Consider the following 6,825-nt stretch of genomic DNA (forward strand, 5'->3'; position numbering starts at 1 on the left):
GTTCATGTGTCATATAAGTGGGAGATGGCGCGTTTTGACTAAAGGACACCCCATTACGATTTGCTAATGTTTGCAAAAAGAAACCCCGCCGGAGCGGGGTGTGGGTCGCAGTGAAGTTAAACTCAACCGAAGTTAAGAGTTACCCCTCTCAAATCGAGCTCTGATTCCACCTTATCCGTTGACTGAAGGAAACTATAGCCAGTTTCACTAGGCGACGGTTTAGGATATTGTTGCTCCGGTATCATTGTTTTATCAATGGGTTGAGCTGCAATTAATCTGTCTCTTTTTGCTTTATCGCACATGATCTGTTTCCCCATTCAGATGTATCGGATAAAAATGTTTCCGCTTAATCCATTTAAAACCTTCATATTTAGTTATGGTGGCGATATCAAGACTGCCTCCGACAGTATCTGCGCCAGGCATAAATTTAACGAAGTTCACTGTTGTCGAAGCTAAAAACTCAGCGAGACTTATAGCGTCAGGCATTGGCATCGAATTTACCAAGAACGGTGATCGCGATGCATTTATAATGCTTTGGTGGAGCTGTTCAGACTGATCTGACGTTAGACCTATATTGTTCAGAACAAATTGTGTCTGAGACGATACTCCGAGTACTAGACGTATACACGCCTCCGGTTGTCCTGCCCATATTATGTCAGAACTATCCGAATCCACAAGCATAACTGGCTCTGGAGTTTCTCCATTGGAGAAAACAATTTTCCATATTTCAGACCTATTAGAATTACTTGGAAAGCCAGCTATAAAATATTCGAATGATGAATGAGCTTTAATTGCCGCGTCTAGCGGTTCGTACTTGCTCCTGAATTCTTCGTAAGCCACTTCTACGACCGACTGTACGGTATAGTCTAGCGGGTTAATGCCGCCGTCTATGGACATAAGTTTGTCGCGAATACACTTTGATATGGTTGCTATAGATTCATTGCCAAAGTTGCCAAGGCCACATGTCATTGAAACAATAGGCTGGCCTCTGTATAGGTTAAAGACTTTATCCGCATGATTGTATACTCTTACCCCAAAAGGTGAACCATTGCCGTTTGGGGACAACAATGTCGTTGCGCTGTCAGCGACAAAAACGATGCCGTCATTAACTTTTATTCCTACACAAATCGTCAAAATTGCCCCCTCAATTTTATGACTAACCTATTATTTTTTGAACCACACCCAGAGCATGAAGCAAAATAACCCTACAGAAATTGCTCCTTGCGTGTAGTAAACCCAGTTCATTCAAAGCCCATCAGCTTAGCGCCAACCGCCGCGATAAAGATCAGCGGGAAGGCGATAAATGTCAGCTTAATGATGAATGATGGCCGCATACTCCCCCAAAGTGATGCTGTTGCTCCCACTAACACATACGTGATTTCAATTGGCGGCAACGCAATGATGCCTTGCGGCTGGATATTTTTCATTCATTATTGCAGCTATATCTTCACATGCGGCCATATCGTTAGCGTAGCCGAAAATCAGAGCCACTCGATCTTCATAGCCAAATGAGCCCTTGGCAAGCCAAACGTCATTTGACGAGCCAATTTTTACATAGCTGACAAACCATTCAAATAATGTTCGGCTCGTATCGCTGCCTAAGCTGCATCCAGCTATGGTTAATAATAGAGCTGCTGTCATAATTATCCGCATACTTTCCCCTCAAAGTAATGCTTTTTTCTAAAGCGATGATGCCCGATTCAAGGCCGTGTGTCATGCTGTTCTAAGGTATAGTGATGACGCTTTTCGCGGACATCCCGTGTCAGCTAATATTCCTACACTGTGAATATTCTCCTAGATTGTTCTTGTAATGTTCCAACTTGTTCGGCATCATATTCCCATTCTAGGGAGTGAATCAGATGGCAACATTTTACATAGTTCAATCATACAGCGCGGCTAAGGGCGGGTTTACAGCCGATAGTCCAGTTCCGGCACAGTCAGCAAATCAAGCCGTACGCATGGCCGAAAGACTTGCCGAGCGTAAGCCTATGGTCTTGGCGTTTGTTCGAGAGGGAAATGAAAAGACAGGTGAATATGATGATCCCAAGCTCTTATTTACCCATGGTAATAATTTACCGGAAGAGCTGGACGAGTTGGAATGGGCGTAGCTAAAGCACTAGTAGGGGGCGCTCATGCAGCGGCAGCGCAAGACATCAAATGAAGAAACTATTGATATCGAAAAACAAGCCGCTGCTCTCGCACGGTCAATGCAGAAAATACATGGTGGGCAATGGCGGTACTTTATAGATCCTATTTCTAGGAACGTATTTGTTACTCAATTTTCGCCTTCAGGTGATGTTAGAAAACGCAAATAGGATAACGCTTGCGCTTTTTGTCTTTCATCAAGGCGAGATACTATTGCCATGATGTCTGAGTCCAGATCATCGCCTTTTGGGAATAAAAGTGCTTCGGCTGTTGTATTCAAGTGCGGAGCAAGGCGCTCAGCCCATTCTTTAGTTAAAGTGCGATCTCCATCTTCTAGCCGTTTTATTTGTGGCTGAGATGTTCCTGCCCGAATGCCCAGCTCTTTTTGAGTGAGGCCTGATTTTTCGCGTAAGCGCTTTAACTGTGACATGCGCACATCATACGGGAAATACAATTTATCATCAAAAACCATAATGGTATTTTATGCTTGATTATTGATACCAATTTGGTATTGGTAATTTATGTTGAAACTCAAGCAGTACCTCGAAAAACATAGGATCACTCATGCGGCGTTTGCTGAAATTGTTGGCGTTAGCCAAGCAACAGTGAACCGGTATGTGAGTGGTGAGCGCTCTCCGTCAAAAAAAATGATCTTGAAGATCAAGGAAGCCACCAAGGGCTTTGTTAAAGTGACGGATTGGTATGAGCAGATGGATCGCGCAGCATGAGCCACGCGACCCTATTATTAAGTTTCATTTCACCGGCGCAATTCCTCCCCGCCGGTGTTGAGGCCGAGGCGGCGTTCTCCCTCCTCTTTTCCGTCTCGGCCACTTATCCCCGTCTTTTGACGGTGTATTCGTGCGTGTCTGGCTTTGTTCAGAACGCGCACAGCAATCTTACCCACTGGCTCCATTCATTGCCTCTCCATGTCTCGTTTGTCCGTCGCAAGGTCAAACGTAACGGAGAGGCTTTGCAATGTCCGACAAAGGTTTTGAAAGATCTGACAAAATGAATGTGGATTACATCAGTCATGCCCGAGGGATGTCTGAGTACATCCTGAACAGATCCTATCGCGGTGCAGGGGATACGGTTGAGGCCGCCATGCACCGCGCTGAAAGAAGGTTCGGTGCGCCAGCAACATGGCTGCACCGCCTGAGATATCGAAACATCAAAGATATGCCTGTGTCTGCTTATGGGGCGATTGTTCGCGCCTATGAGCTCGCCTGTCAGGCATCAGAAAAATCTTACGAGGCAGAGAGGGAGCTGGCGAATGCCCGTAATTCGAAATTTCTTGGGCTGGCTGATTTTACGGTCGGACAGGAAAGCGCACGAGCTAATCCAGAAGATGCGGGTTTATTGGCTTCTCCTGACAAAACGACGAAAGCCGCAGAATAACCGGCACATTGAGGAAAATGAGAGGCGGCGAGAATGATACGAATAGAATTGCCATTCCCTCCCACTGTTTGGGAAATCTATGTCGGCTGGGGCAAGTCTCGCCGCCGCTCGCCTGAATACAATAAGTGGGTAAAGGATTGTGGTTGGTTCATCAAAACTAAAGGTGAGCCGCTTAACAGGCCATTTTCGCTTTATGTCGCGCTCAAGCGTCCACACAGCCGGATGGATTTAGATAACCGTCTCAAGCCTATCCTTGACGTACTTCAACATTACAAAGTCATCAGAAACGACAGTCTTTGTGAACGCATCACCATGACATGGGACGCGGGCATTAAGAGCGACTGTGTAGTTCTGGTGCAATGCGCTGAGGAGGCGCTGGCAGCATGAGCCGCTGGGTACGTGTTCAGGCGGATATGTTTGGGAACCCGATCTTTGGTCAGAAGCCATTCGGTAAAGCTGAAGCTTTTCTGTGGCTCTCTCAAGTCTGGGACAGAACGAACTTACACGCCATTCACAAAACACTGCGCTGGCCTGCCAGTCGCGTTTGGAGGTTCATTCGAGAGCTTATCACTCATGATCTTATAGACGCTGATCAATTTGCCGAAGCTGAACGTTTCTATCGCAAACAGGCCACAAGAACGGCAATCCCGACCAAGGTGAAAGCAGCGGTATCAATCCGTGATGGCGACAAGTGCCGGTATTGCGGGTCAATGAACGGGCCATTTCATTTCGACCATGTTTTCCCCTGGTCAAAGGGTGGTGAGCACACTGTCTCAAATCTGGTTGTCGCGTGCCAGACCTGCAATCTCAAGAAAAAAGATAAAACCATCAAGGAATTGGGGTGGAGATTATGAGCAGAAACCGCATTCCCTATTTCGATTTTTATCCTTCAGATTTTATGCATGGCGTTCGTGGGTTGTCCGCTCAAGAAGTCGGCGTTTATACGATGTTACTTTGCCGTATTTACGAAGAGAATGGCCCTGTAGAGTTCCACATTATGCGCCTGTCCACTTACTGCGGCATGCGTGAAAATACCTTCACCAAAGTTGTCGATAAGCTTGTTGATTTAGGCAAGTTAGACCTCGTTGATGGGATGCTTTCCAACCATCGTGCAGAAGTTGAAATTTCAAGTCGTGCGAACAAGTTGAAAAACAATTCCAAGGCAGGGAAAGCAAGTGCCGAAAAAAGACAACAAAAACAACGATTAGTTTCAACGAACGTTCAACAACCGTTCAACCATACAGATACAGATACAGATAATACATCTTCACTACGTTCAGATGTATCGGTCAAATCAGTCGATCAGGAATTCGAAAATGAGTTTTGGCCATTCTATCCTCGCAAGGTCGGGAAAGGACAGGCTCTCGGCAGCGGCACTTTCCTGATTGATCACCCTCTTGATCCGGCAAATAAAAACCTTCGTCATGGCTTTGTTGAAGCTCCAGAATACGTCAATATTTATCGTGGTGTTGTCCGCCTTGTTAATGGCAAGGCAGCTGTCAATATCGATGACTATTTTGGAATGGTGCCGGGTACTTTCTCGGCATTGAATGCTGATATCATGATTTCCTCATTGCAAAATCAGGAAGGCGGCACAGTCGTATGGCCTGATGGCAAGATGACCGGCGGCATATTGAATATCACCTGTGCTGATGAAACCTGTAATGACGAAATCGCTTGGATGGTCACAGGGCGGCGAAAAGATGCTTTCGTCCTGAATTTAGACCCGAACTGTGAACGTGGCACCGGGCGGTTCATCCCTGAAGTTGATAAAGAGGCCTAACATGAGCACTGTGACAGTTGTCGATCATGAACGTATCGGGAAAAAAGGCTTCCCTATGCACCCGGAAGCGTATCCTGATTTTGCACTACCCATGAAAGAAGTTCCGGTCGAAGACATTGAGGGTGGCGACATTCCCGGAGCAGAATTAACGCCAGAACAGCAACGCGCCCTGATGCCGCCAATCAGCAAGCGCCAGCTTCGTCTGACATTAGTGCGCAACGGTATCAGCTTGTCTGACCTCGACGCGGCTATTCTCGCGATGGGTGATGAATCTGTAATCGAGTGGCAGGACGCTTCTGAGTACCGGCGTTTGCACCCGTTACTCAACCAAGTGGCTGCTCATTTGTCGCTTACTCAGGAACAGGTCGACGCAATGTGGCAGCAAGCCTTAACTGCCTGATATCAATGTTGTATTCATTCGAGTAGGTAGGGCTCCTTAAACGAAAACAGCCCCAGACGTTGATCTGAGGCTGTAATTCAGTTCTATAAGAGGGATTAGAACTTGTAGTTTACACCGATGCGAACTTCGCTGAGGCTTGTTTTGAAGCGACGTTCACCAGATGCAGCAGGGAAGTTAGGATCTGTAATAGTGACGTTTTTCTTGCCAAAATTCGAGTAAAGATATTCAGCCTTCAAAGTCCAGTTATTTGTCACAGCATATTCAAGACCTGCACCTACGCTATAACCAATGGAGGTTTTTGAAGCCGAATTTTCAAATGATGGACGAGCTGTTCCAGCACGGCATGAAGTGCTTCCTGCTGGGAAGCCCCCAAGAGCGTTTTTATCTGAACATCCTACAGTATGCTTCATATCAGCCCAAGCCAGACCGCCCGTAATATAAGGCATGAAGCGATCAGCAGCATAACCGAGACGAGCCCGAACTGTACCATGTGTGCCGATTTTGTCTTGTGTGTAATATGTGCTGTATGCGTCGGTATCATTCCAGTTTTTCTTTACGCCGCTGAAAGAAATGTCAGCTTCCGCACCAAGAACCATATTATTGTCAAACTGGTAGTTGTAACCAGCTTGAATGCCGCCAAGTCCGCCCTTCATTTTCTTTTCTGGGGAGCCAAGATTGTTAACGTCATTGGTTTTGCCCCAGCCGTAGCCAGCATGCGCACCGATGTAGCCGCCTGTCCAGGAGAAGGTGTCAACCACAACAGGTGCTGGTTCGCTATAAACTACGGCATCGGCGGCTATAGCGGAGCTGGTGAACAAAAGTGCGGCGGATGCTGCAAGGGTAAGGCTTTTAAACATATTGATCTCCGAAAAGATGATTCTTGAGTTATTTTCTACACTGGCAAGTGAAAAATAGCTGTTACATGACAGCAACAGTCATGTGAAAACGCATATTCATGTGTCTGTAGCAGTTAAGCTTTGTAATTATTATTTTCAGCAATGAAATAGGGATTAGAACTTGTAGTTTACACCGATGCGAACTTCGCTGAGGCTTGTTTTGAAGCGACGTTCACCAGATGCAGCAGGGAAGTTAGGATCTGTAA

12 protein-coding genes are annotated in these 6,825 nt (G+C 46.3%); 8 read left to right on the plus strand and 4 right to left on the minus strand.

The window, feature by feature from the left end; all coding sequences use genetic code 11:
- Positions 1-291: 291 nt before the first annotated feature.
- Together FHS77_RS13165 and FHS77_RS13170 are read right to left on the minus strand one after the other, a co-directional pair.
- Entirely contained in the window at positions 292-1,134 is an 843-nt protein-coding gene (locus FHS77_RS13165; RefSeq protein WP_184224134.1) for a hypothetical protein, read from the minus strand.
- 107 nt (positions 1,135-1,241) lie between these two features.
- Positions 1,242-1,427: a hypothetical protein gene (locus tag FHS77_RS13170; RefSeq protein ID WP_184224136.1), complete on the minus strand. Its 186-nt coding sequence runs from the start codon at positions 1,425-1,427 to the stop codon at positions 1,242-1,244.
- Between the two features lie 432 nt (positions 1,428-1,859).
- Between FHS77_RS13170 and FHS77_RS13175 the strand changes: the two genes are divergently transcribed.
- Complete coding sequence (locus FHS77_RS13175; RefSeq protein WP_184224138.1) at positions 1,860-2,108, plus strand: hypothetical protein; 249 nt, start codon at positions 1,860-1,862, stop codon at positions 2,106-2,108.
- Between the two features lie 167 nt (positions 2,109-2,275).
- Here the strand turns inward: FHS77_RS13175 and FHS77_RS13180 are convergent, their stop codons facing one another.
- Positions 2,276-2,617 (minus strand): helix-turn-helix domain-containing protein, encoded by a 342-nt coding sequence (locus tag FHS77_RS13180; protein WP_246431333.1) that lies wholly within the window; start codon positions 2,615-2,617, stop codon positions 2,276-2,278.
- A gap of 49 nt (positions 2,618-2,666) precedes the next feature.
- On the opposite strand from FHS77_RS13180, the gene FHS77_RS13185 reads away from it, so the two are divergent.
- Genes FHS77_RS13185 through FHS77_RS13215 form a run of 7 tightly spaced genes read left to right on the plus strand, consistent with a single transcriptional unit; the run spans position 2,667 to position 5,723 of the window.
- Positions 2,667-2,873: a helix-turn-helix domain-containing protein gene (locus FHS77_RS13185; RefSeq protein WP_184224140.1), complete on the plus strand. Its 207-nt coding sequence runs from the start codon at positions 2,667-2,669 to the stop codon at positions 2,871-2,873.
- Positions 2,870-3,157 carry a hypothetical protein gene (locus FHS77_RS13190; RefSeq protein ID WP_184224142.1) on the plus strand — a complete coding sequence of 96 codons (288 nt, stop codon included), beginning with the start codon at positions 2,870-2,872 and terminating at the stop codon, positions 3,155-3,157. The genes FHS77_RS13185 and FHS77_RS13190 overlap by 4 nt, the downstream gene beginning before the upstream one ends.
- Positions 3,121-3,540: a hypothetical protein gene (locus tag FHS77_RS13195; RefSeq protein ID WP_184224144.1), complete on the plus strand. Its 420-nt coding sequence runs from the start codon at positions 3,121-3,123 to the stop codon at positions 3,538-3,540. Before FHS77_RS13190 ends, FHS77_RS13195 begins: the two co-directional genes overlap by 37 nt.
- Positions 3,541-3,573: 33 nt before the next feature.
- Entirely contained in the window at positions 3,574-3,927 is a 354-nt protein-coding gene (locus FHS77_RS13200; RefSeq protein ID WP_184224146.1) for a RusA family crossover junction endodeoxyribonuclease, read from the plus strand.
- Positions 3,924-4,394: an HNH endonuclease gene (locus FHS77_RS13205; RefSeq protein WP_210307140.1), complete on the plus strand. Its 471-nt coding sequence runs from the start codon at positions 3,924-3,926 to the stop codon at positions 4,392-4,394. Before FHS77_RS13200 ends, FHS77_RS13205 begins: the two co-directional genes overlap by 4 nt.
- Complete coding sequence (locus tag FHS77_RS13210) at positions 4,391-5,323, plus strand: YdaU family protein (protein WP_184224148.1); 933 nt, start codon at positions 4,391-4,393, stop codon at positions 5,321-5,323. The genes FHS77_RS13205 and FHS77_RS13210 overlap by 4 nt, the downstream gene beginning before the upstream one ends.
- Positions 5,324-5,378: 55 nt before the next feature.
- Positions 5,379-5,723, plus strand: a complete 345-nt coding sequence (locus tag FHS77_RS13215) for a hypothetical protein (RefSeq protein WP_184224150.1) — start codon at positions 5,379-5,381, stop codon at positions 5,721-5,723.
- Between the two features lie 95 nt (positions 5,724-5,818).
- Here the strand turns inward: FHS77_RS13215 and FHS77_RS13220 are convergent, their stop codons facing one another.
- A complete protein-coding gene (locus tag FHS77_RS13220; RefSeq protein WP_184224152.1) occupies positions 5,819-6,580 on the minus strand; it encodes an outer membrane protein in 762 nt (253 codons plus the stop codon).
- Between the last annotated feature and the right edge of the window lie 245 nt (positions 6,581-6,825).

This window comes from Paenochrobactrum gallinarii (assembly GCF_014205685.1).
Lineage (GTDB): Bacteria > Pseudomonadota > Alphaproteobacteria > Rhizobiales > Rhizobiaceae > Paenochrobactrum > Paenochrobactrum gallinarii.

What these genes read in the sequence shown, in the direction of transcription:
- FHS77_RS13170 (WP_184224136.1), bottom strand. Translation starts at nt 1,427, where the DNA reads ATGAAAAATATCCAGCCGCAAGGCATCATTGCGTTGCCGCCAATTGAA.
- FHS77_RS13175 (WP_184224138.1), top strand. Translation starts at nt 1,860, where the DNA reads ATGGCAACATTTTACATAGTTCAATCATACAGCGCGGCTAAGGGCGGG.
- FHS77_RS13180 (WP_246431333.1), bottom strand. Translation starts at nt 2,617, where the DNA reads ATGGTTTTTGATGATAAATTGTATTTCCCGTATGATGTGCGCATGTCA.
- FHS77_RS13185 (WP_184224140.1), top strand. Translation starts at nt 2,667, where the DNA reads ATGTTGAAACTCAAGCAGTACCTCGAAAAACATAGGATCACTCATGCG.
- FHS77_RS13190 (WP_184224142.1), top strand. Translation starts at nt 2,870, where the DNA reads ATGAGCCACGCGACCCTATTATTAAGTTTCATTTCACCGGCGCAATTC.
- FHS77_RS13195 (WP_184224144.1), top strand. Translation starts at nt 3,121, where the DNA reads ATGTCCGACAAAGGTTTTGAAAGATCTGACAAAATGAATGTGGATTAC.
- FHS77_RS13200 (WP_184224146.1), top strand. Translation starts at nt 3,574, where the DNA reads ATGATACGAATAGAATTGCCATTCCCTCCCACTGTTTGGGAAATCTAT.
- FHS77_RS13205 (WP_210307140.1), top strand. Translation starts at nt 3,924, where the DNA reads ATGAGCCGCTGGGTACGTGTTCAGGCGGATATGTTTGGGAACCCGATC.
- FHS77_RS13210 (WP_184224148.1), top strand. Translation starts at nt 4,391, where the DNA reads ATGAGCAGAAACCGCATTCCCTATTTCGATTTTTATCCTTCAGATTTT.
- FHS77_RS13215 (WP_184224150.1), top strand. Translation starts at nt 5,379, where the DNA reads ATGCACCCGGAAGCGTATCCTGATTTTGCACTACCCATGAAAGAAGTT.
- FHS77_RS13220 (WP_184224152.1), bottom strand. Translation starts at nt 6,580, where the DNA reads ATGTTTAAAAGCCTTACCCTTGCAGCATCCGCCGCACTTTTGTTCACC.